The following is a 20,599-nucleotide window of genomic DNA, read 5'->3' as shown; positions in this document are numbered from 1 at the left end:
TGAGAGTCGAGATAGCTTGACTTATGTTCTTCAGATCAATAATTCTCGGCTTAATAAAGCGGCACTTAGCCATAAGAGTATTTTTGTCGGTGATATGGGGTATATTTTATTGAAAAGCAATATTGTCGGTGAAGATTTGTTGGCGGGAGAGTTTGTAATTCAAACCTCGTGAAAGGACTGTCTCTGTTAGCTTTTAAATGGCGTCGTATTTATTGTTGACGTTATTAGTGGATTAGGCTTTTCAGGTTCTGTCTTGAGTTCGGATGGTCCGCTGATGGTCATGGGCTTACCATTCCGAACTTTTAATATAATGGATTTCCCGGACGGCGCGAGTCGAAAAGAGGTTCTCGACAATTATTCGGCGGGCGTCATTCTAAAATGCCCATTCTGCAACCGCAGAGAAGGAAATCGAAAATGAGCATTGTTGAGCACATCGAGAAAAATTTTGGAAAAATTTCAAAAGGATGGAGTTTTTCTGAAGATGCGCATCCCTATCAAATCGTTGAGTGTCGGGATGGGAGTGTAGAGGGTGTCGTATCATTCTGCACATTAGGACTTTCGAATGTAGGACTTAAGTCCGCCGTTTCCCCACAAATAATATTTCATGAGCTATTGCTATCTGTTGATCAGCATGAGGTTCCAAAGAACGCGGTAGCAATAGTGAAACAGTTTGCAGACGATGCACTTGCTTCGAATTATGCATTATTGAATAATCAATTGGTCCAAAGGGAAGGAGTTGTTTTTAAGAATCACCTTTTTTCCGCCGTATGGGTCAAGCCCCCAGTTTTTTTTGGAGATGAATCTTTTTCTCATGAAGGTGTTGGCAGGGATGATGTCAGCTGTATTTTTGCGTGGCTTGTTCCGATATTTGATTCTGAGCTTAGTTATATAAAAGATAACGGAGTTGATGCCTTTGAGGCGCTACTTGAGAATTCGTCTGTCGATGTGTTTTCTCTAAGTCGAAAAAGTGTTGTGGATTAGCTCTGCGAAGGAGGTGTGAATGCTTTATCAGTTGTTATCAACACCAGGAAGGCTCGGCTCCTATGTGTTCAGCAGGTCGCTAAATGAATTTTGATCACGTTATATTTATTGCAAGCACGGACTGTTTTTCTGGGGAGCTGCTTGGTGAACGGTTTGCTGCAAATCTAGATGATATAAAGTATGCAGCAAGAGCAGAAACCCTTGAGATAATGAAGGGAGGGTCGGATTATTATTATGATGCAGACTTTTCTGAAGTTAGAGTCGCCAAGACGAAAAACGATTTTCTTCAGAGGCTTGCAGTTCTGAAGGATTCCGGTTTTATCCTCAGTAAATTTTCCGAGCTTTACGAAGTTACCAGTAAACAAATATTAAACGAAAACGCCAATTCGATTAGGCTTATAAAGAATGTATCTATTCGGCTGTATTGGTTGAACGTCGATGAATTTCAGATTGAAGTATCTGACGCTCTGATCGAAGCAGTGATGCAGGTCCAAAATCTGGAGTTGCCTCTCGAGGCAGAAACAGATCTTGATTGGGACGACATTGATGAGTTGTGGAAGGAGGCTTCAACTGATTGGGATAAGTATATGAAGGGCATAATGTCGGATGTTCCTGATGCGCTTTGTGGGAGTTTCAATGAGCTTTATAACTCTCCGCTGTCTTTAAGTCATTTATATCTGTGGAGGGATAAATTGCCGTCAAATCAATTCTTGACCTTGATTCAGGCTATTGAAGATGAAGCTTTTCTGGAAATGGAGAAAATAAACAAGGATTACGCACTGCTGGTCAGGCCTGCCATGAAGCAATTTTACGAATGATGTATGTGGTGGAGTTTTTAAGGGGTAGATCACGTTTTTTAATACTATTTAAATCCAGTCTGTCTTTGATAGATTCCAGTGTCCACATATTCATGCAAAGAACAGAAAGAGCGAGTTGAGAATATTCATTTGTCCGGGGGGGTAGTGTGAAGAACTACAAAATTATTTGTTATCGGGCAAAATTCGATACTTTCAAAAAGTTCACTAGCAGTCGTATTAGGAGTATCCCGGGAGGAATTGATGACGATTTCGCACTGCTAGCCTCTGTAGATCAAAATGGTTCCATTGGTTTCGATAAAACTACACAGGGCGTCGCGGCGATTAAGTCGTTAATTGCCAGGTGTTACTACATTGATATTAATGGAAAACTGCAATCGCCATCAAATAAAGAGCTTCGTTATATGCCGCTCTTTATGTTTAGAGATAAAGAAGGGGAGTTCGAGCGCGCAGTGAATGCGCATAGACGATACGAAATAGATGTCAAAAAATATGAAATACTCTCAAGGCATCGAAGCGTGGAAAAACCTACGCCTCCTATACTGACTGTTTTTTTGCAGAATGATGAGTTGTCCATATGCCAAGATGTATACAGTTTTTTCAAAAATACCTGCCAATATGTCGTGATCGCGAAAATTTCAGGCGAATATGGACATGGCGCGTTTGATGTTTTTTCTGGTGACTTAAGTTGTTTTTTTGACGAGTTTGGCGGTATTGCTGGAGAGTTCGCAGAGTGGATAATGGTTGATGATCCATCTAAACTTCCAATTTATTAACTTGAAAAAAATATTTTTCTCGAAGTCGCCTTCTGAAATTCGGGCAAGTAGTCGCAGAATACGATTTTTGCTTCCTGTCCTTTTTATTTCTGCATCATTTTTCATTATATAAATCTGTCACCTTTAACGAAGTGGAAGAGCTGGCGTGAAGGTAAAAAAACAGACGGCGCAGGACATATATTTCATGAGTAAGAATAAATATCAAATAGATGAAGATGTCTATCCGATCGCCTGGCGTTTCAATGCTCTGGACTGCCTATTATCTGATAGTGATAAGAAAAGGATAGTCTTGTTTGAAACTCTAGAATCACAACGACTGTGGGATACGTTCATTCCAGTTAAAGACTTGATGGGGCTGGATAACAATGCTTTCAAACTGCAAGAGAAGGTTGCTTTGGACTTTGAATGTAAGTCTGAGCCTTTAAAATTCTTTGTGGAACGACTGAGCTTTCCTGATTTCATATGGTTTTTTTGGGGGCGGTCCTCGGCAGGAATTGTCCCGCGTGAAGTTTTTTTAAAATCCTGGAATGATTTTTTTTACCCTTCTGATGAAAATTCATTACTGCTAATTCCCAAGAGTTCGAAAGTCATTTTCTCATTTGATGATATGTTTTTTTACGGTGACCTACTCAAAATCTGATCAGCTATGGTGCTGCCCCTCGTGTAGATCTAGCCGAGCCTACAGTTCCAAAGTCATGCAAGGGAAAAGGAGAAAAGGTTGATCCCGACTCTAAACTGAAAGAGTGGGCGAGTACCAGAGAGAATCCCCCACTGACTAATGGCGTACTGAAATCGATTATCCACAGGGTGACAAAATAATGAGTGAGCGACAGGAAATACTTGACGTTCTTGATAAGTTTTTAGGCGATATTCACGAAGAGGCTTCGAAACGTCTAGGCATAGTACTAAAAAGGAATTATGGTCACTACGAGTATTCGGGCGATAAATTCAGCGCCTATGTCACGTTTCTTCCTGGTGAAGTAGAACTTGTATTCGATGGAGAGGAGATTGATGCCGGGGATTTTGTTGTTTACTTGGATTTGTGTACTTCCGGTGGAGAAGTGCTTGGTAGGGGCATAGTGTCTGCTAGTGGAAGTTCTGCCGAGATTAGGGTGGTATTGGCCTCTTCTGGTGAATCCGTGATTACACAGTTACTAACATTCTTGGATAACTGACGTTAATGCTGCAACGGATAAACCCTCTAAACGGCAAATGGACGTTTGGCAACGAGCCGTCCGTCAGTCTCGAATGTCGGCTTCGCAGGCCAGGCGCCTGCGCAAACGCTCTGGCCAATATGTAAGTTCGCTTAACTGCTGCTGTGACCAATAAATTAGCGGAGAGATACAGATGTTTAATGAGTTGGTTTTTACCCAAGAAGTGCCTACGAAAGCCGACGCCTATGCTGGCGGAGGAGTCTATCTGCCGAGCGATGTAGTTTGGCCTCACTCGACAGATGGACAGCCACTTACACATCTAATCTCCTTTCCTGGTTCATGGTTTGCAGATGCGCTAATGAATGAAGATTATTGGATCTCGATTTTTATACCGTACCTGCCGGGAGAGGTGGGCCATTACAGGAAGCTAAGAGCTCTGAATGGAGTGTCTGAAGCTGTTGTTATAGGATATGTCCGATCCAGCGAAGAACGAAAAGGAGCGTCCAATAATTTATTGGATTGTGGAAGAGTTCTACTTTCGTCGAATCCTGACTCTGATGATGATGAAAATTTGGCGTCTAAACTTGATGGCATAGACGCGTGGTTGCAGCCATCCATGTCATCAAATATAGGACGCAGACGGTTGTCTATTTATGGTGGGGATATAGACATCTCTCTGCCCAATAACAAAGGTATATTGTCCGATGGTATGGGATATCTTTTTCTGGATGATGATTTTTCAGATAAGAAAGGAACCGGGTGTGGTGCGTTTTTTCTCCAGTTAGGTTAGTTGAAAAGTTTTTAATACAACCATAACGGGTAGCCGTTGCTGCACAACGAGTAACCCGGACTCGGTGAAGCAGGCTGATGATAGCCTGAGCGAGTTGTCGCAGGTGGCAGTGTTGGTTGCATGCGGGTTCGTTTCGCCAAGCCATTTCAGCAAATGCCACAGCTCTTACTTCGGCTATCGCCCATCAAAAGAAAAACGCCTCGTCAAATAACCCTCGCCGTTGCCAGCCCGAGCTCACTTCGGTATTTCCAGGCGGTCGACTGATCTGATGCGAATTGGGTGGCTTGCCTGACATTCGGTAAAGAAATAGTCCAAACTTGACGCCTTCCAAGGGAAGATAATCCCGGGCTCAGATCCCTCCCCAAAATGGTTGGAAGAATTCATGCTGACCGCTTTTTTGCAGTACCCGGTTTCATTTGGTGACCCAGCCGCAAATTTCAATAAAATTCGCGATGCGGTTGGCTCGGCACAATTTGATCTCTTGGTAATGCCCGAGCTTTGCACCATCGGCTACTTTCACGACTCGCGTGAGGCATTGTCTCTTCATGCTGAATCGCCGCTCGATGGGCCGACGGCGCAATTCTTACTGCAACTTTCGGCGGAGAAGAATGCAACGCTGATTGCGGGTATCGCCGAGCGTGACGGCGATCAAATCTACAATACGGCGATTGTCGTATCGCGAGGACGCTGGCTGGGCAAGCAACGCAAGTGCCACCTGTCTCGTATAGAAAAGCTGATCTTCACCCCAGGCGATTCATTGGAGTGTTTCGATGACGGATTCTGCCGTTTCGGTGTTCTGACCTGTTTCGACCTTTGGATGCCAGAAGCCGCTCGCCTGTTGGTGCGCGAAGGTGCGCAGTTACTGTGTTGTCCAGCCAACTATGGTGGGCCTTGGACAACTCAGCTTGCGCGCATTCGCGCCATGGAAAACGCTACCCCGCTTATCTGTGCCAATCGTACGGGTGTGGAAATGTATGAAGGGGAGGAGGCGACATTCCGAGGTGAAAGCCAGATTGTCGGGCCTATGGGAGAAGTCTGGACTTGCACCACAGAAGAGACGTCGCTGGGTTTGTCGATAATCGACCCGGCTGCACACGTCCTCAAGGCGAATCCTATGTGCGATGACTTGATGGCAGAGGCAAGCCGCTACGCTTTATCAGGCCCACACTTAAAATGAACCGATGGCAATAACGCGATCTGGCCTAACTCTTTGCCAAGGCACCCTAGCACCAGGACATGTAGGCTGCTTAAACGCCATTTCGCGAACGCGTTTAACTTACACGCACTGTTACGCCATAACGGCTACAACACCTTGCGCCGTTACCTACGCGTACGCCAGAATCCGCCGGCTTACGCGCCTTGAGGCGGGCTGTATCGTTTCCCTGTCACTGCAAAACAGTGATCGGGTTTGGTAGCCCGTCTTCTAAGCGTTATGCGCCGCTATATGCAGCCTCCTTTCGGGGCTCGGTTTTATATGGTGGCCATGCGTGGGGCTCCTTCGGGAGCGCCGGGGTTTACTCGCTTAGACCGGTCTACCAACCTGCGTAATGGTCACCACCCTCGTTTGGTAGCGTGAGTGATGGCTCCTTATTTTTTTGCTAAGCGAGTGTCATCTATGTTCAAAATTACGCCCAACCCACCAGAAACCGATCCAATCCCCTACGACGCCGCGCTCGAACCTCAAAACATCAAAGAGGCCACAGAACGCGCGATCAACTTCTACCTCAATCCTTCAGCACTGAAGACCTCAATCCCCACCCGCAAGACCGGCAGGATCTACCTCGTCGACCCGACGGTGGATGACGAAACACTGCTCGTCGAGGCGACTGAAACCTTGTCTTCCGCCAGTGACATGGCCCGTGAACTTGCCGACTCGATCGACAGTTCGCAACGCCGAAAGATGCTGATCCTGCAACAGGTGATCATGCTCAGCGAGTTGGTGATCGGTCGAGTCCTGGATAACCAGCGCTTGCCGAACTAGTCGCAACGCAGATGGGTGAGGGGGCTTGCCCCCTGATTGCACAGAAGCGTCCGCGATCGCGACGCTTCACGCCTTCTATCAAAGAACCGCAAACGGTTCTTGTCTGGAGTTTCAGCTGATGTCCAAGACACCCGAACCACCGATCACCGATCCGGCGTCGCCGTACGCATCGCCCAATTCACGAAAGCTCCACGAAGCGGCTGAGCGTGCGCTTGATCATTACCTGTTGCCTGCCGCGATCGTGGCCACACCCTATACGCCCAACGCTCTGTTCATGCCCAACCCGCAAGCAGACACCGAGTCGTTGCTGACCAATGCTTGCGGGTCCCTGGCGTCCGCCTCGGTCATGCTCGGCAATTTTGCCGGGGTGCTAGAGGGATCAAATCGCCATACGCTGCTGGGCATTGCGCAAGTGGTCATGTTGGGAGAGTTGGCAGTGAACAAGGCGTTGGATCTTGTTGTGCCGATCGAGTGATCGCGCACGTTAGTCGGGGTTGATGGTGTCTGGCCGGGCGTCATCGCGAGCAGGCTCACTCCTACAGGGGGAACGCATTTCAAATGTAGGCCTTCGCCTGCTCGCGATAACGCTAGTTCAGGCAAAGAATCTGCAAAACGTGACCATCCCTCAGGCCTCAATCCCGCCCTCAAATAATCAAGCAGTCAGCCCTTGCGGCTGACTGCTTTTTTTCTACAGGTGATCGGCGTCGATCACAGCTTTCGCAAACGCCTGCGGATCTTCCTGCGGCAAGTTGTGGCCAATCCCGCCGTTGATCAAGCGGAACTGATATTTGCCAGTAAAACGCTTGGCGTAATCCTCAGGCGCCGGGTGCGGTGCGCCGTTGGCGTCGCCTTCAAGGGTGATGGTCGGCACGCTGATCGACGGCGCGGTGGCCAGTTTTTGTTCCAGTGCTGCGTATTTCGCTTCGCCCTGCACCAGGCCCAGACGCCAGCGATAGTTGAACACGGTGATGTCGACGTGATCCGGGTTCTCCAGCGCTTTGGCAGAGCGGTCGAAGGTGGCGTCGTCGAATTTCCACTGCGGTGACGCCAGTTGCCAGATCAGCTTGGCGAAGTCGTGGGTGTTTTTCTTGTAGCCGTCGCGGCCACGGTCGGTGGCGAAGTAGAACTGATACCACCACTGCAATTCAGCCTTGGGCGGCAGCGGATTCTTGCCGGCGGCTTGATTGCCGATCAGATAACCACTGACCGAGACCAGCGCCTTCACGCGTTCCGGCCATAGCGCCGAGACGATGTCCGCCGAACGTGCGCCCCAGTCATAACCGCCGAGCACCGCCTGCTTGATCTTCAGTGCGTCCATGAAATCGATGACGTCACTGGCCAGCGCTGCCGGTTGACCGTTGCGCAGGGTGTCTTTGGAGAGGAACTGCGTATCGCCATAACCCCGCGCATATGGCATCAGCACGCGGTAACCCTTGGCTGCCAGCAACGGCGCGACCTCGTCGTAGCTGTGAATGTCGTAGGGCCAGCCGTGCAGCAGAATCACCACCGGGCCATCGGCCGGGCCGGTTTCGGCGTAGGCCACGTCGAGCACGCCGGCCTTCACATGTTTCAACGCGCCGAAGGGCGAGGGCGCGGAGTAGCTGACCGAAGCAGGTTCGGTGGTTTGCGCCTGAACCGTGCCAAAAGCGCCGAACAGCGACAGCGCCAGAATCGAAAGTCCGAAAGCGGTTTTGCGGGTGTGCAGTGCCATCTTCATGGTGACGTCTCCTGTGCGAGCCTTTGGCCAAGGGTTCTGAATGAATCCTTCAAACCTTGGTTGTATTTCAGCGCGGGGACGTATCTGGGCTGTGTCGAAGAGGGGCGTAGTTGAATGGCGATGTATCGCGGCGGGGTTCGTACACAGTGTGATACACACCGCGAAACAGGCTGATCATTGACCTGAATCGGTCAAAAATAATAAGTCGCTGTTTTAAAACAAAAAATATTTCACTTCGCGCTTCACAAAGTAAAAAAACCTTGGTAAATTGCGCCCCGTTCTCACAGCGAACCTCAACGAGGCGCTGGAAAGAGCAGTAGGGGCGTCGCCAAGCGGTAAGGCAGCAGGTTTTGATCCTGCCATGCGTTGGTTCGAATCCAGCCGCCCCTGCCATATTCGAAAAAACGCCAACTTCGCAAGAAGTTGGCGTTTTTTTATGCCTGCGATTTGGCCAGGCAAAGCGGGGCAAGCGGGTACGGCGCCGAAGCACCGTACTCGCCAACCACTCAGTGCGGTGCGCGCGGGATGGTTTTCATCAGGTCTTCGGGGCTGATGTGGCCGACCACGCTGCCCGGTTGCGGCAGGTTGAGGATGTGGCCTTTCATCTTGCCGATGATGTGCATCTCGCACGGCTTGCAATCGAACTTCAGCGTCAGCACTTCATCGCCGTGGATCAACTGCATCGGCGCGACTTTGGTGCGCACGCCGGTCACGCCTTTGGCTTGTTTCGGGCACAGGTTGAAGGAGAAGCGCAGGCAGTGTTTGGTGATCATCACCGGCACTTCGCCTGGCTCTTCGTGCGCTTCGTACGCAGCGTCGATCAGCTTCACGCCATGACGGTGGTAGAAGTCGCGGGCCTTCTGGTTGTACACGTTGGCGAGGAACGTCAAGTGCGAGTCCGGGTACACCGGCGGCGGGCTGGTTTCAGCTTTACGGCTGCCACGCGGATGCGCGGCAACACGGGCGGCAGTCAGGGCTTCGATCACTTCACGGCGCAGGGATTTAAGCTGCGAGTTGGGGATGAAGAACGCCTGTGGCGCATCGAGTTTGATGTCGGTGGCGTGGTACTGCGTGGTGCCGAGCTGGCCGAGCAGATCGCGCAATTGCTCCAGCGCTTGCTCAGGCTTGTTGGCCACACCGAACGGACCGGCGAGGGTGACGCTGGCGCTGATGCCTTCTTCGCTGGTAGCGGTGATTTCCAGCTGTTCTTCGCGCAGACGGGCGAACCAGCTCAGGGCCACACGACGCTCGGAAGAGGTCTTTTGCAGCGCCTGTTGCCAGTTGTGGTCAAGGTTGCGATTGAGCGGGTGGCTCGGGCGCAGCTTGAACAGGCCTTCGGGCATTTCGTTCGGCTCGACGCGGTAGCGATAGCGCTTCTCGCCGTCTTCCTCGAACTCGCCTTTTGGCTCGGCGATGTTGGCGCGGAAACCGACCACTTCACGCTTGACCAGCACGTTCAGGCCATCGCCGTTGGACAGCGGTTCGTGGGTCACGACCTGCATGTCACGCTTGCCGACTTTCTCGACGGTGCCCACCGGCAGACCGGTGAAGGTCGGCGAGTCGAAGGCACCGATGTCGATCTTGCGATCGGTGACGAAGTAGTCGGTGCTGCCACGGTGGAAGGTTTTTTCCGGGTCGGGCAGGAAGAAGTGCGCGGTGCGGCCGCTGGAAGCACGGGCCAGGTCCGGACGATCTTCGAGCACGTCGTCGAGGCGCTGGCGGTAATAGGCGGTGATGTTCTTCACATAGCCCATGTCTTTGTAGCGACCTTCGATCTTGAACGAACGCACGCCGGCTTCAACCAGGGCGCGGATGTTGGCGCTCTGGTTGTTGTCTTTCATCGACAGCAGGTGTTTTTCGTAGGCGATCACGCCACCCTTTTCGTCTTTGAGGGTGTACGGCAAACGGCAGGCCTGCGAGCAGTCGCCGCGGTTGGCGCTGCGCCCGGTCTGCGCGTGGGAAATGTTGCACTGGCCGGAGAACGCCACGCACAACGCGCCATGAATGAAGAATTCGATGGCGGCGTCGGTTTCGTCGGCGATCGCGCGGATTTCTTGCAGGTTCAGCTCACGGGCCAGCACCAGTTGCGAGAAACCGGCCTGGTCGAGGAACTTCGCCCGCTCCAGCGTGCGGATGTCGGTCTGGGTCGAGGCGTGCAGCTCGATCGGCGGAATGTCCAGCTCCATCACGCCCAGATCCTGAACGATCAGCGCGTCGACCCCGGCGTCGTACAACTGATGGATCAGCTTGCGCGCCGGCTCCAGTTCGTTGTCGTGGAGGATGGTATTGATGGTGGTGAAGATGCGCGCGTGATACTTGCGGGCGAATTCCACCAGATCGGCTATCTCGCTCACTTCGTTGCAGGCGTTGTGGCGGGCGCCGAAGCTCGGGCCACCGATGTACACGGCGTCGGCGCCGTGCAGGATCGCCTCACGGGCGATGGCGACATCGCGGGCAGGGCTGAGCAATTCCAGATGATGCTTGGGCAAGGACATAGTTTTTTTAGTCAGGCTGTCACGGTTAGGCGCGCATTGTAGCCGCGAAACGCGCGCCCGGCACGCCTGCGCTGCCCGATGGCCATTGCAGGCCTGATCCTGCTGCTCCTGCCGTGTCTTGTGCCAAGCACAGATGCAATGGACGACACCAAAACCTGTGGGAGCTGGCTTGCCAGCGAAAGCGGAGTATCAGGCGACATCAATGTGTGATGTGCCGACGCCATCGCTGGCAAGCCAGCTCCCACAATGTTTGTACCGCCACAAAACCTTGCGTACGACACCAAAACCTGTGGGAGCTGGCTTGCCAGCGATAGCGGAGTATCAGGCGACATCAATGTGTGATGTGCCGACGCCATCGCTGGCAAGCCAGCTCCCACGATGATTTGTACCGCCACAAAACCTTGCGTACGACACCAAAACCTGTGGGAGCTGGCTTGCCAGCGATAGCGGAGTATCAGGCGACTTTAATGTGTGATGTGCCGACGCCATCGCTGGCAAGCCAGCTCCCACAATGTTTGTACCGCCACAAAACCTTGCGTACGACACCAGAACCTGTGGGAGCTGGCTTGCCAGCGATAGCGGAGTATCAGGCGACATCAATGTGTGATGTGCCTACGCCGTCGCTGGCAAGCCAGCTCCCACAGTGGTTTACAACATCGGGTCAGGCCTTGGCGGCCATCGCAGTCACTTCCACGCGCATGCCTTCAACGGCCAGCGAGGCAACGCCGACCGCCGCACGCACAGGCCACGGCTTGGCGAAGAAGCGCTTGTACACCTCGTTGAATGCTGCGCGGTCAGCCATGTCGGTCAGGTAGATGGTCAGATGCATGACCCGATCCATCGAACTGCCGGCGCGTTCCAGCGCAACCTTCAGTGCTTGCAGGGTGCATTCGCTTTGCTCGGTGATGCCGCCCAGTTCCAGGCTGCCATCAGCCCGGGTCGGGATCTGGGTGGAGACCATGATCCCACCGAAGGTCGCGACGTCGGAGGAAATGGAGTCGGCGTCCGGATCGGGGGTAAAGGTGATGTCTTGGTTGGCCATGCTGATCTCTTGTTCGAGTGAGTAAGGATCGCGCCAGTTTACAGATTCACGGGCGACATGGCCCGTTAAGGCAACCGGCACAGATCAGACCGGCAGTGTGGCTTCTTCTGCAGCAATGGCCGCGCGCACGCTCGGGCGTTCGGCAATGCGCTTGATGTAGGCAGCGAGTGTCGGCCACTGCTCGATGTTGATCTTGAACACCGGCAGCCATTGCAGCACGGTAAACAGATAAGCATCGGCGACACCGAATGCGCCCATCAGGTAATCCTGCGTCGCAAGCGTCTGGCTCAGGAAGTCCAGCCGCTTGAACAGGGTGTGTTTGAAGATCGCCTTGACCGCCTGTGGGATCTCGCTGTTAAACAGCGGCGCGCTGCCGCCATGGATTTCACTGCTGATGAAATTCAGGTGTTCCTGCAAACGAGTGCGCTCCCAAGTGCCCTGAGGCGGCGCCAATGCGTTCCCGGGAACCTGGTCGGCGAGAAACTGCACAATCGCCGGCCCCTCCGTCAGCACCTCACCGTTATCCAGCGCCAGCGCAGCAACATAGCCCTTGGGATTGATCTCGCGAAAATCGCGGCCATCGGCTGTGCGTTTGCTCTGGTTGTTCACGCGAATCAGTTCAAAGGGCAGGTCGAGTTCCCGCAGCACAATGTGCGGTGACAACGAGCAGGTCATCGGCGCGAAATACAGTTTCATGGCGGTTCCTTGCTGAAAGAAGGTGCCAGAATCCACCGTCGCCGAAGCTTTCGCAAAGGTCATTTCGAGTGGTAGCGTATGACAAAATCTCATGAGCATGGAGCGTCACATGGTGGTCAGGTTGCCTTCTCTCAATGGTTTGAGAGCCTTCGAATGTGCCGCTCGCCACATGAGCTTTACCATGGCAGCGCAAGAGCTGAACGTCACCCAGACCGCCATCAGTCACCAGATCCGCCGACTCGAAGAAGAACTGGGTGTGCCGCTGTTTCTGCGGCTCAAGGACGGCCTGGCGCTGACTGAAAGCGGGCACGCCTACTTGCCGGGCGTGCGCTCGGCGTTCCATGAATTGCGCTATTCGACGGAGCAGTTGCTGGCGGTGCGCAACAACGATGTGCTGACCATCAGCACGTTGGTGTCAGTGGCGTCCAAGTGGCTATTGCCGCGCCTGCCGGCGTTTCAAAAGGCCTGTCCTGAAATCGATGTGCGGGTCAGTGCATCCACCGATCTGGTGGATTTTCGTCACGGCGGTATTGATGCGGCGATTCGCTATGGTCGAGGTGACTGGAAGGGCTTGCGCGCTGATTTCCTGATGTCCGATGAAATCTTTCCGGTGTGCAGTCCGGCATTGCTTAACGGCGCGAAGGCACTGAACACACCCACCGACTTGATCAACCACACGATGCTGCAAGTCAGTGGCATGACCGCAGGCGACTGGAACCTCTGGTTGCGCGCGGCGGGGCAGCCACCGCGACTGGCCGAAGCGCCACGGCTGACCTTCGATCTGGCAATGATGGCGGTGCAGGCCGCCGTCGACGGGCAGGGCGTATGCATCGGGCGCTCAACCTATGTGGATGATGATCTGCGGGCGGGCCGACTGGTGGCGCCGTTTGATCTGCGTCTGCAAGACGATCTGGGTTTCTATCTGGTGACGCCGCATGAAATAGCGGACTCGAAGAAAATCGTCGCCCTGAGAACATGGCTGCTGGCAATGCAGCAGAGCAGCGAAACGTTTGTATAAGCGTGTATCAATCCCGGCCGGGGACACACGCCAATAACAAACGGCAGGTTTACGACACATAACCCTTACATGCCTTGCGCAAAGTAGCGGTCACACCACCACTACGTTCGAGAGGGCAACATCATGCGCCGTCCATTATTTCTGGCAACCGCTGCAATACTCGCGTCCCTTACCGGCGTCGCACATGCCGCTGACACACCACCCAAGAGTTGGCAGCAAGGCCTGAGCCGTACGGATCTGGTACGCCAGGACCTCGGCGCCGCCGATCGCGAAGTGATTCAGGCGCGGGTCGATTTCGAACCGGGCGTGACCTCGCCACGGCATGCGCATCCCGGTGTCGAGGTGGCGTTCGTGATCAGCGGCACCTTCGAATATCAACTTGAGGGCAGGGCGCCCGTGACACTGAAGGCTGGGGATTCGTTGTTTATCCCGGAGGGTGTTGCGCATATCGCCAGAAACATAGGCACTGACAAGGGCTCAGAGTTGGCGACGTATATTGTGAAGAAAGGCGATCCGTTATTGATTCTCAAGCCGTAGCACTGCGCTTTTTTGGCGTTTCAATGGAGTGTCGCCGCTCGGCGGCTTTCGCCAATTCTGATCCGGTCGAGCGCCCGGTTTAACGCATCAAGCGCGTCGAGCAGCGCTTTGGCTTCCGCTTCTCGACCATCGCCCCACAGGCGTTCGGCCATTTTGTTCAAGGCCTGGATAGAACGCTCGATGTCAGCGGCGCTTGCGGCCTCTCGGGTGGCTGGCTGTTTCTTGGGCATTCAGAGACTTTCCTGTACGACTGGAGGCTGGCGTTTTAGCACGATGGCGGATTGCGGTGCAGTTGAAAGCATAGTTGCACCATCCGCTATTTAACTTTTTCAACGCTATTTTTAACAAAGGTTTACTTCAGTCTTACAGGGCGCCGCATATAGTTTGTTGTAACGAATGTCCTGTAGAGAATCGCCAATGCCGTCGACTTGTAATCGGGTAGACCCTCAACTGATAAAGATTCGTCGACTGTTCACAACGCCGCTGGCAAGTATTCAGTATCCGGATGCAGAAAAGCTCAACGCCGAGCTGAAAACCCTGATCACCCGTCGAATGGCCAAAGATCGCAACGGTGCACAGCGCAGCAATGACGGCGGCTGGCAATCCTCGAGTGATTTCCCGGCGTGGGGCGGGGAAGCCTGCAACGCTCTGGTCAGATTCGCCACGGAGTTTGCCGTTCAACTGACAGCGGTGCACAGCGATCAATACGGACTGACCGAGCCCGCTTTCGAATGGAAGCTCAACGCCTGGGCCAACGTCAACGAGGCTGGCCACAGCAATGCACTCCACGGTCACCCCGGTGCGTTCTGGTCAGGGGTGTACTGGGTCGATGATGGCGGCCGCGAGGATGACCCGGACGTTGGCGGTGATCTTGAGTTTATAGATCCACGCGGCATGGTTGCATCGACCTACAATCCGGCTCTGCGCATGAGAGTTGAAGATTGCCTGACGGCCGGATTCAGCTGTACGTGCGCCGCCAGAAGTGGAACTTTTCTCATGTTTCCGTCGTGGCTGATGCATTCGGTCCAGCGATTTCAAGGGGCCAGACCGCGAATTTCCATTGCGTTCAACTTCGGCGCCTGAGCGGTCAGCCGAAGGTCACGAACACACGTCCAGTGGTCTCTCATCAGACGCTTTGAACCTATTTCGAGATCGCTTGCTCAACCGGGAAATATTCGGGGTGAGTGAAATGAATGCCTTCAAGAATCAACTGACGCCAGCGCAAGCCTCACGGTTGCTCGCCTTCGATGCCTGGCATCGTGCGCTGGAGAACAGGCAGCTGCGCATGGACTGCCCGGACGCCTATCACGACGAACTGTTGCGTCAGTCAGATGAGATGGATCGGCTGGGCATGGTGAGTTGGGCCGAATGGCGCGATCTGCGCAGGGAGGCCGATGTCGCCTACCAGCGCGCAGTCGCCGGAGAGGATTACCACTGACAGGTGTTTATCTGGCCACCTCGATCCCTTGGGTTTTCAGTGGTTTCTATTGCGGCTGACCCGCAAAGTAACGACTCGGCACTTCGCCCAGCACCTGTTTGAAAACCGTCGCAAAAGCACTTGAGCTGCTGTAACCCAAGACCATGGCGACCTCTGTGATCGACTGACCTTCCCCCAACAAAATGATCGCCGCGAGCAGGCACGCCTGTTGGCGCCATTCGACGTAACTGATACCGGTGTGCAGCCGAAAATGGCGGGTGAAGCTGCGGCGGCTCATTCCCGTGCGTCGCGCCATATCGTCGATCCCCACCTCCAGCGAAGGCCGGGCGAGGAACTCGCGGCAGACCAACGCCAGACGTGGCTCGGCCGGGAGCGGGGCATTGAGTGACAGGGCCGGCATGGCGGCAATTTCATGCAGCAACAATCCCATCAGAAAGCCATCGCGGCCCTCGGCGGAGTATCCCGCAGGGACTTCGATTGCCTTCAACAGCAACTGCCGCAGCAACGGCGACACCTCCAAGACCTGACAATGCGCCGACAAACCGAGTCGCTGCGCGGCAGCGGTGTCGATATAGGTATTGTGCAGGGTCACTGGGCCACGCATCTGCATCGCGTGCGACAGTTGCGCCGGAACCCATATGCCGCGTTGGGGCGGTACCACCCAGTTGCCCTGTTCGGTGAACACGGTGATGACACCTTTCGCCGCGTACGCGAATTGTCCACGCGGATGGTCGTGGGTCGGGAACAGTGTTCCGTCCGCATATTCACGTGCGGTCACGACAGCGTCGTGCGATGTGTTTTCGTAGGGAGGCAGGGTTATTTTGCGCATGGCCCGATTCTAATGAAGTCTGGCCTGTGGTTGAAAGCGGGCCAGGCTGATTGTCGGCATATTTCTTCAGGCACGAGCAATGACGCTCGACTCTGGAAAATGCCTGACCATGCAGAAAAAACATTTATTACTCGCCGTGCTGGTGACGGCCGTTTGGGGGATTAACTTCCCCGTGACTCGACTGGGTCTGGCCGGCATTGACCCGCTTTTGCTGACTGCGTTGCGTTTCACGCTGGCGGCGCTGCCTTGGGTTTTTATCGTCGAGCGACCCCGTGTAGCCTTTCGTTGGGTGGCCGCTTACGGACTGATTTTTGGCGTCGCCATGTGGGCCATGATCAACCAGGGGATTGCATGGGGCGTGCCGCCCGGTACGGCATCGCTGCTGATCCAGCTCAGTGCATTTTTCACTCTGGGCTGGGGTGTGCTGTTGTTCGGCGAGCGCGTGGGACGACTGCAATGGCTGGCGAGTGGGCTGGCTGCCGCAGGGTTGATGGGGATTGTGCTGTGCAGGCCCGGTGACGCATCGACGGCAGGTTTTGCGCTGGTCATTGGCAGCGCCGTGGCATGGAGCATCGGCAACATCATTATCAAAGTGTCGAAGGTGCGCGAGATCTTCGCCTTCGTGGTCTGGGCGAGTCTGTTTCCACCCATTCCCCTGTTGCTGATGACATGGCTGTTACATGGCTCGGCGCCGTTTACCGCGTTACCCGCGCAGCTCAATGCGATGACGCTGTTTTCCCTGGCGTTCCAGGTCTATGCCGCGACGCACTTCAGTTACTGGGGCTGGAATCTGTTGTTGCGGGAATATCCGGTGTCACGGGTGGCACCGCTGTCATTGTTGATTCCGGTATTTGGCATCGCCAGTTCAATGGTCATTCTTGGTCAAAAACCGAGTCCGTTCAATTGGGCCTTGATCTGGCTGGTCCTGCTGGCACTTGCCTTGGGTTCCGGCAGCGCTCAGGCAGTGTGGGGACGTCTTCGCACACACGGGCGCACGTTGAACGATCAGATCAGGGGCGTTCACGAATAGGCAAAATCACCCGGAAGATCGTGCCCTGCTCCAATCGTGTCCATAGTCGAAGCGAAACCCAATGACTAGAGTGTTTAGAACCCTTATTCAGGAGCCGGGCGAACTTTTGCGTATCACTCGATTTCAGAATCATTGGTTCGTGTCGACCTTTGAAGGTTGGTCTTCGTGATTGGATATGTGCGGCGTGATGTCAAATTGGTTACACTTCGGTTACAACGGAAATGTTTTAATTTTTTCGGTTAAAACGGACTCAATCGGAGCTGACGCAGTGGAATTCATGCAGGACCCTAGTTACTTTCTTCGTAACATCTCAACCGTTAACAGGGATTGGACTCGTGCTTCCGCTCATATCCTTGATCAGGTTGGGCATTGGCAAGATTTGTCGACTCATCATTTTATGGGCATGACTTCTGTCATTGCGAAAGAACGCAGCATCGAGGGTGAGGTGCTGGGCAAACAGTTTTCGATTGAGCTCAATCCGATTTCTTCCGAGAAAGCCGGGCTGGCGGAAGCTGTTTTGTTTTTGTGTCAAGGAGGAGAAAGATCGCAGCTTGGAAGATTCAGCATTCGTCATGACGGGGCAGTATTGAACGCTGACGGGGCGGTTCTCGTCAGTCCGGAGGAAGATCGTTACAGCTATAAGATTTTCGCAACGATCTTGCAGTCCGTCATTGATGCGCCTACTCCGAAGCGCGCAGTTTAAGCATCAGTTGTCATCAGTGCATCCTCTTCACTCTTCGTGCGCCAAATGAAACTTTTGCGGTATCCCGTAATTGTGGTGCGCTGGAGTGAATGAGGGCAGGGGCGGACAGGGCGAGGCTCATGTAGTTTCCTGAGTTATGAGCGTTGCCGCTCCGCCCTGATTCTCGATTCCACCGAAAAATCCATTCCCCCCTGTTATCTTCCGTCGACGGAGGATTACGCGACCAAGTCGCTGCTCGGTCGCGACACTATCAATCTCAGTCTGCGCTTGTCAGAAACCGTACCAGTTCAGTTGCTGGAACAAAACCGAATCCAACTGTCAGTTCCTGACCTTAGTGAAAGAAAGCCCTTTCCGAGAGCTGGCGCAATGTCGGATCGCTGCGTCGAAAAGATCGACCGCTCGTTCATCCAGGAAATTGCCACCGACTGTCACGATGCAGCGATCGACCAAGGCATTATTGCCATGGCCCATCACCTCAGTCTGACGGTGGTCGCCGAAGGTGTCGAAGCCACGTCTCAAGCGGATTTCCTCAAAGGTTGCCACATACCATCAAGCGTGCAGGGGAGTGTGGGTAAACTCAGTCTTGAAGATGGATTTGATCCGGTGTCATTGTGCCGCCAGAAGTCGCCTTACAGTGGCAAGGATCGAATCGATGTTGAATGGCTTTTCCAGGACAGCATCGAACAGATCAGACCTCTCCATGCCCAGGTGCGCTTGCGCGCCGCTAATCAGAATGATCGGCAAGAGGTTGGCCGACGGCAAGGCGCGAACGGCCTTGGCAAATTCGAGTCCGTCCATGACAGGCATCATGAAGTCGGTAATGATCAGGTCAGGCCGCTCTCGCTCAAGCACCTCGAGCCCTTTTTTGCCATTGCTGGCTTTCACTACCATGAAGCCGTCATCCTCCAGCGCAAAGCCGAGAATATCAGCAATCAAATATTCGTCGTCGACGACCAAGATGGTGGTCATGGGAATTCAGCCTGAATCAAAAACCTAGGAAGATGAACCTGGCAGCGCTGTAGGAATAGAAACTGGCGGTTCATTTCTTGAAGCCTTTTTCAGATCAACGTCTTGGTCACGGATGACCACTTCAAATCGCGAAGGGTCATAAGAGCTATCTCTTACTTTCAGAATGGAAATAGTCCTGCTTAGTTCAGAATGATTCTCGTAGAAGCGCATCAGCATCAGATTATCGACGATGCTGGAAAGATCAGAGTTCGGCGCGCTGACCTCGGACCCGAACAGATCACGCATTTCCCAGGAAGCAAAAACTGTCACGCCCCTGGAGCGCAGTTCGTTCATGAGTGCACTGTAGAAGTCAGTAATTCGGGCCGGATTCGTCGAGACCCGTGTCATACCGCTCAGGCTGTCGATGAATAACCGCTTGATGCCCTTTTCTTCAACGAGGCTCAACAGTCTTGCGCCCAGGCCGTCCAGGAGACCTTCGGTGGTTGGTTGCCAGGCGATGCTCAACGCACCGCTTTCTTCCATGCTTTTGATGTCGATCCCGAGTGATTGACCCTTCAGGCGTAACCGCTCCGGGCTTTCATAAAAACCAAAATGCAGGCCCGGTGCCTCCACCGTCGACTCACTCAGGAACTTGAGACCCAGCGTCGTCTTGCCGATTCCTGACGGGCCTATGACCAAGGTCACACTGGAACTGTGCAACCCGCCACCCAATATGGCATCGAGTGAACGAATGCCACTGGGGATACGCGTCATGTTGGCGCTATCGGGCGAAGTAGGGTGGCTGTAGAGGCTTTCCAGGCGCGGATAAACCACCAGACCGTTCTCGGTGATCTCGCACTCGTGCAGTCCGGTCAGTGCTGGACTACCACGAGTTTTACGCAGTTGAATACGACGCACCGAGCGTGTGCCATAAAGCTCTTCTCCCATTTCGATCACACCATCAACCATGGTGTGTTCGGGGCTGCCGTCATCCAGTCGGGAACTGGTGAGAAACAATACGGTGCACCCGGCAAATGCGGCGTGGCCTTGCAGTTCAGAGATGAACTTCTTGGTGTCGATTGGCGAGTCGGCTTTGGAACGCGCGTTGAGCAAGCCGTCCACGACCATGACCGTGGCCTTCTGTCGGCTGATCTCACGCCTCAGCAGTTTAACCACTTCATCCAGGCCTTCGTTTTCCAGGGTATCGAATGCGCTGACGAACTGGATTTCAGCGCCAACTTTAGACGAGTCGAAAAAACTCAAGGTGGACAGAAATTGAAAAAGTCGGTCATGGGATTCGGCAAGGAGTGTCGCTACCAGAACACGGCCGCCGTTGCGCGCATGATGGAATCCAAGTTGGTTGGCGAGGATGGTTTTGCCAGACCCTGGGCGCCCCTGAATAATGTAGGAAGCACCTGAGACCAGCCCCCCCTTAAGCAGAGCATCCAGGCCTTCGATTCCACTCTGAAGGCGATTCAACTTTTCCACAATGCGACCCTGATCTGAAAACATGCTGTTAAACCGAATGCGTAGGATGCTAACGCCATTTCTGCGCTGGGGCTATCGACACTTCACTGACGTTTCACGCAGCAGTGCCGGTAAAGCTATTCGTTCTCTTAAATCAGCAGCCCAAAAACCTCAATATGGTC

Annotated in this window: 24 protein-coding genes, 1 tRNA gene and 2 pseudogenes; 19 read left to right on the top strand and 8 right to left on the bottom strand. The window is 53.6% G+C overall.

Translation table 11 applies throughout. The annotated features are described in order from the left end of the window. The first annotated feature begins 16 nt into the window (after positions 1–16). The 11 genes and pseudogenes from ACIONG_RS03665 (at position 17) to ACIONG_RS03615 (ending at position 6,972) form a co-directional block, all read left to right on the top strand. A complete protein-coding gene (locus tag ACIONG_RS03665) occupies positions 17–172 on the top strand; it encodes a hypothetical protein (protein WP_212809081.1) in 156 nt (51 codons plus the stop codon). 242 nt (positions 173–414) lie between these two features. Beyond that, positions 415–981, top strand: a complete 567-nt coding sequence (locus ACIONG_RS03660; RefSeq protein WP_401296779.1) for a suppressor of fused domain protein — start codon at positions 415–417, stop codon at positions 979–981. A gap of 83 nt (positions 982–1,064) precedes the next feature. After that, complete coding sequence (locus tag ACIONG_RS03655) at positions 1,065–1,799, top strand: hypothetical protein (protein ID WP_103302272.1); 735 nt, start codon at positions 1,065–1,067, stop codon at positions 1,797–1,799. Positions 1,800–1,945: 146 nt separating this feature from the next. Next, positions 1,946–2,572: a hypothetical protein gene (locus ACIONG_RS03650; protein ID WP_401296777.1), complete on the top strand. Its 627-nt coding sequence runs from the start codon at positions 1,946–1,948 to the stop codon at positions 2,570–2,572. Positions 2,573–2,756: 184 nt separating this feature from the next. Next, positions 2,757–3,212, top strand: coding sequence for a hypothetical protein (locus ACIONG_RS03645; RefSeq protein WP_401296775.1), 456 nt, complete (start codon positions 2,757–2,759; stop codon positions 3,210–3,212). A gap of 178 nt (positions 3,213–3,390) precedes the next feature. Then, positions 3,391–3,747 (top strand): hypothetical protein, encoded by a 357-nt coding sequence (locus ACIONG_RS03640; RefSeq protein ID WP_401296773.1) that lies wholly within the window; start codon positions 3,391–3,393, stop codon positions 3,745–3,747. A gap of 172 nt (positions 3,748–3,919) precedes the next feature. Then, positions 3,920–4,516 (top strand): hypothetical protein, encoded by a 597-nt coding sequence (locus ACIONG_RS03635; RefSeq protein ID WP_401296771.1) that lies wholly within the window; start codon positions 3,920–3,922, stop codon positions 4,514–4,516. A gap of 88 nt (positions 4,517–4,604) precedes the next feature. Then, positions 4,605–4,727, top strand: a pseudogene (locus ACIONG_RS03630) (GlxA family transcriptional regulator); the annotation flags it as partial. A gap of 171 nt (positions 4,728–4,898) precedes the next feature. Beyond that, entirely contained in the window at positions 4,899–5,693 is a 795-nt protein-coding gene (locus tag ACIONG_RS03625; RefSeq protein WP_401296769.1) for a nitrilase-related carbon-nitrogen hydrolase, read from the top strand. A 438-nt stretch (positions 5,694–6,131) separates the two neighbouring features. Further along, a complete protein-coding gene (locus ACIONG_RS03620; RefSeq protein WP_401296767.1) occupies positions 6,132–6,497 on the top strand; it encodes a DUF6124 family protein in 366 nt (121 codons plus the stop codon). A gap of 118 nt (positions 6,498–6,615) precedes the next feature. Beyond that, positions 6,616–6,972 (top strand): DUF6124 family protein, encoded by a 357-nt coding sequence (locus tag ACIONG_RS03615; RefSeq protein ID WP_401296765.1) that lies wholly within the window; start codon positions 6,616–6,618, stop codon positions 6,970–6,972. Between the two features lie 213 nt (positions 6,973–7,185). Here ACIONG_RS03615 and ACIONG_RS03610 read toward each other — a convergent pair whose 3' ends face one another. Continuing rightward, positions 7,186–8,214, bottom strand: a complete 1,029-nt coding sequence (locus tag ACIONG_RS03610; protein ID WP_401296763.1) for an alpha/beta fold hydrolase — start codon at positions 8,212–8,214, stop codon at positions 7,186–7,188. A 318-nt stretch (positions 8,215–8,532) separates the two neighbouring features. Here ACIONG_RS03610 and ACIONG_RS03605 point away from each other — a divergent pair. Continuing rightward, positions 8,533–8,607: transfer RNA gene (locus tag ACIONG_RS03605), tRNA-Gln, on the top strand. A gap of 113 nt (positions 8,608–8,720) precedes the next feature. Here the strand turns inward: ACIONG_RS03605 and ACIONG_RS03600 are convergent. From ACIONG_RS03600 to gstA, 3 genes are all read right to left on the bottom strand, one after another. Further along, positions 8,721–10,709, bottom strand: a complete 1,989-nt coding sequence (locus ACIONG_RS03600; protein ID WP_103302264.1) for a U32 family peptidase — start codon at positions 10,707–10,709, stop codon at positions 8,721–8,723. 661 nt (positions 10,710–11,370) lie between these two features. After that, a complete protein-coding gene (locus ACIONG_RS03595) occupies positions 11,371–11,751 on the bottom strand; it encodes a RidA family protein (protein ID WP_123464338.1) in 381 nt (126 codons plus the stop codon). Positions 11,752–11,835: 84 nt separating this feature from the next. Further along, the gene (gene gstA, locus ACIONG_RS03590; protein ID WP_401296761.1) at positions 11,836–12,447 is read right to left on the bottom strand and encodes a glutathione transferase GstA; all 612 of its coding nucleotides are present in this window, start codon (positions 12,445–12,447) and stop codon (positions 11,836–11,838) included. A gap of 109 nt (positions 12,448–12,556) precedes the next feature. On the opposite strand from gstA, the gene ACIONG_RS03585 reads away from it, so the two are divergent. Together ACIONG_RS03585 and ACIONG_RS03580 are read left to right on the top strand one after the other, a co-directional pair. After that, positions 12,557–13,465 (top strand): transcriptional regulator GcvA, encoded by a 909-nt coding sequence (locus tag ACIONG_RS03585; RefSeq protein ID WP_401296759.1) that lies wholly within the window; start codon positions 12,557–12,559, stop codon positions 13,463–13,465. 123 nt (positions 13,466–13,588) lie between these two features. Then, positions 13,589–14,002, top strand: coding sequence for a cupin domain-containing protein (locus ACIONG_RS03580; protein ID WP_401296757.1), 414 nt, complete (start codon positions 13,589–13,591; stop codon positions 14,000–14,002). A gap of 20 nt (positions 14,003–14,022) precedes the next feature. On the opposite strand, the gene ACIONG_RS03575 is transcribed toward ACIONG_RS03580, so the two are convergent. After that, positions 14,023–14,232, bottom strand: a complete 210-nt coding sequence (locus ACIONG_RS03575) for a hypothetical protein (protein WP_103302260.1) — start codon at positions 14,230–14,232, stop codon at positions 14,023–14,025. A 187-nt stretch (positions 14,233–14,419) separates the two neighbouring features. On the opposite strand from ACIONG_RS03575, the gene ACIONG_RS03570 reads away from it, so the two are divergent. Together ACIONG_RS03570 and ACIONG_RS03565 are read left to right on the top strand one after the other, a co-directional pair. Then, positions 14,420–15,085, top strand: a complete 666-nt coding sequence (locus tag ACIONG_RS03570) for a TIGR02466 family protein (RefSeq protein WP_401296754.1) — start codon at positions 14,420–14,422, stop codon at positions 15,083–15,085. 106 nt (positions 15,086–15,191) lie between these two features. Beyond that, positions 15,192–15,440: a hypothetical protein gene (locus ACIONG_RS03565; RefSeq protein WP_401296753.1), complete on the top strand. Its 249-nt coding sequence runs from the start codon at positions 15,192–15,194 to the stop codon at positions 15,438–15,440. A gap of 46 nt (positions 15,441–15,486) precedes the next feature. On the opposite strand, the gene ACIONG_RS03560 is transcribed toward ACIONG_RS03565, so the two are convergent. Further along, complete coding sequence (locus ACIONG_RS03560; RefSeq protein WP_401296751.1) at positions 15,487–16,269, bottom strand: AraC family transcriptional regulator; 783 nt, start codon at positions 16,267–16,269, stop codon at positions 15,487–15,489. A gap of 109 nt (positions 16,270–16,378) precedes the next feature. Here ACIONG_RS03560 and ACIONG_RS03555 point away from each other — a divergent pair, with 109 nt between their 5' ends. The 3 genes and pseudogenes from ACIONG_RS03555 to ACIONG_RS03545 form a co-directional block, all read left to right on the top strand. Further along, a complete protein-coding gene (locus ACIONG_RS03555) occupies positions 16,379–17,299 on the top strand; it encodes an EamA family transporter (RefSeq protein WP_401296811.1) in 921 nt (306 codons plus the stop codon). Positions 17,300–17,567: 268 nt separating this feature from the next. After that, positions 17,568–18,002 carry a hypothetical protein gene (locus ACIONG_RS03550; protein ID WP_212809062.1) on the top strand — a complete coding sequence of 145 codons (435 nt, stop codon included), beginning with the start codon at positions 17,568–17,570 and terminating at the stop codon, positions 18,000–18,002. A 387-nt stretch (positions 18,003–18,389) separates the two neighbouring features. Beyond that, positions 18,390–18,539 (top strand): annotated as a pseudogene (locus ACIONG_RS03545) (EAL domain-containing protein); the annotation flags it as partial. Positions 18,540–18,608: 69 nt separating this feature from the next. Here the strand turns inward: ACIONG_RS03545 and ACIONG_RS03540 are convergent. Both ACIONG_RS03540 and ACIONG_RS03535 read right to left on the bottom strand, forming a co-directional pair. Continuing rightward, positions 18,609–18,971, bottom strand: coding sequence for a response regulator (locus ACIONG_RS03540; protein ID WP_103302255.1), 363 nt, complete (start codon positions 18,969–18,971; stop codon positions 18,609–18,611). Between the two features lie 24 nt (positions 18,972–18,995). Then, positions 18,996–20,441 (bottom strand): ATPase domain-containing protein, encoded by a 1,446-nt coding sequence (locus ACIONG_RS03535; RefSeq protein WP_177431356.1) that lies wholly within the window; start codon positions 20,439–20,441, stop codon positions 18,996–18,998. Positions 20,442–20,599 lie beyond the last annotated feature (158 nt).

The organism is Pseudomonas sp. NPDC087817, assembly GCF_044742875.1.
Taxonomy (GTDB): Bacteria; Pseudomonadota; Gammaproteobacteria; order Pseudomonadales; family Pseudomonadaceae; genus Aquipseudomonas.
The sequence above is the reverse complement of the archived record's forward strand: the minus strand, read 5'-3'. Positions and strand labels throughout refer to the sequence as shown.

Coding starts and splice junctions, on each gene's coding strand:
- ACIONG_RS03660 (WP_401296779.1), top strand. CDS start 415: ATGAGCATTGTTGAGCACATCGAGAAAAATTTTGGAAAAATTTCAAAA.
- ACIONG_RS03655 (WP_103302272.1), top strand. CDS start 1,065: ATGAATTTTGATCACGTTATATTTATTGCAAGCACGGACTGTTTTTCT.
- ACIONG_RS03645 (WP_401296775.1), top strand. CDS start 2,757: ATGAGTAAGAATAAATATCAAATAGATGAAGATGTCTATCCGATCGCC.
- ACIONG_RS03640 (WP_401296773.1), top strand. CDS start 3,391: ATGAGTGAGCGACAGGAAATACTTGACGTTCTTGATAAGTTTTTAGGC.
- ACIONG_RS03635 (WP_401296771.1), top strand. CDS start 3,920: ATGTTTAATGAGTTGGTTTTTACCCAAGAAGTGCCTACGAAAGCCGAC.
- ACIONG_RS03625 (WP_401296769.1), top strand. CDS start 4,899: ATGCTGACCGCTTTTTTGCAGTACCCGGTTTCATTTGGTGACCCAGCC.
- ACIONG_RS03620 (WP_401296767.1), top strand. CDS start 6,132: ATGTTCAAAATTACGCCCAACCCACCAGAAACCGATCCAATCCCCTAC.
- ACIONG_RS03615 (WP_401296765.1), top strand. CDS start 6,616: ATGTCCAAGACACCCGAACCACCGATCACCGATCCGGCGTCGCCGTAC.
- ACIONG_RS03610 (WP_401296763.1), bottom strand. CDS start 8,214: ATGAAGATGGCACTGCACACCCGCAAAACCGCTTTCGGACTTTCGATT.
- ACIONG_RS03600 (WP_103302264.1), bottom strand. CDS start 10,709: ATGTCCTTGCCCAAGCATCATCTGGAATTGCTCAGCCCTGCCCGCGAT.
- ACIONG_RS03595 (WP_123464338.1), bottom strand. CDS start 11,751: ATGGCCAACCAAGACATCACCTTTACCCCCGATCCGGACGCCGACTCC.
- gstA (WP_401296761.1), bottom strand. CDS start 12,447: ATGAAACTGTATTTCGCGCCGATGACCTGCTCGTTGTCACCGCACATT.
- ACIONG_RS03585 (WP_401296759.1), top strand. CDS start 12,557: ATGGTGGTCAGGTTGCCTTCTCTCAATGGTTTGAGAGCCTTCGAATGT.
- ACIONG_RS03580 (WP_401296757.1), top strand. CDS start 13,589: ATGCGCCGTCCATTATTTCTGGCAACCGCTGCAATACTCGCGTCCCTT.
- ACIONG_RS03575 (WP_103302260.1), bottom strand. CDS start 14,232: ATGCCCAAGAAACAGCCAGCCACCCGAGAGGCCGCAAGCGCCGCTGAC.
- ACIONG_RS03570 (WP_401296754.1), top strand. CDS start 14,420: ATGCCGTCGACTTGTAATCGGGTAGACCCTCAACTGATAAAGATTCGT.
- ACIONG_RS03565 (WP_401296753.1), top strand. CDS start 15,192: ATGAATGCCTTCAAGAATCAACTGACGCCAGCGCAAGCCTCACGGTTG.
- ACIONG_RS03560 (WP_401296751.1), bottom strand. CDS start 16,269: ATGCGCAAAATAACCCTGCCTCCCTACGAAAACACATCGCACGACGCT.
- ACIONG_RS03555 (WP_401296811.1), top strand. CDS start 16,379: ATGCAGAAAAAACATTTATTACTCGCCGTGCTGGTGACGGCCGTTTGG.
- ACIONG_RS03540 (WP_103302255.1), bottom strand. CDS start 18,971: ATGACCACCATCTTGGTCGTCGACGACGAATATTTGATTGCTGATATT.